The 229-nt window shown below is 57.6% G+C and carries 1 protein-coding gene; it reads left to right on the top strand.

Going from position 1 to position 229, the window contains the following annotated elements; translation table 11 throughout:
* Positions 1-19: 19 nt before the first annotated feature.
* Positions 20-229 (top strand): YfdP family phage-associated protein (locus KMS84_RS44955; RefSeq protein ID WP_256921702.1); only part of this gene is annotated, 210 nt, incomplete at its 3' end.

Here is a 229-nt window from a genome sequence, read left to right as displayed (position 1 = left end):
CCATCCCGGAGAAACAGCCATGTCCACAGCAACAGATACAGCAGAGTTTCTTGAAGAGCTCAACGGCGGCGCCTTCGCCAGCCAAATCGGCCACGCTATCTCCGAGGTAGCCGCAGGGGTCGTTGACTATGGCAAGGCGGGGAAGCTGGTGATCACACTGGATTTCAGCCAGATCGGCGAATCCCACCAGGTGAAGATCAAGCACAAGCTCGACTACAAGGTGCCGACC

The sequence above is a fragment of the Streptomyces hilarionis genome (genome assembly GCF_024539675.1).
Lineage (GTDB): Bacteria > Actinomycetota > Actinomycetes > Streptomycetales > Streptomycetaceae > Streptomyces > Streptomyces hilarionis.
The sequence above is the reverse complement of the archived record's forward strand: the minus strand, read 5'-3'. Positions and strand labels throughout refer to the sequence as shown.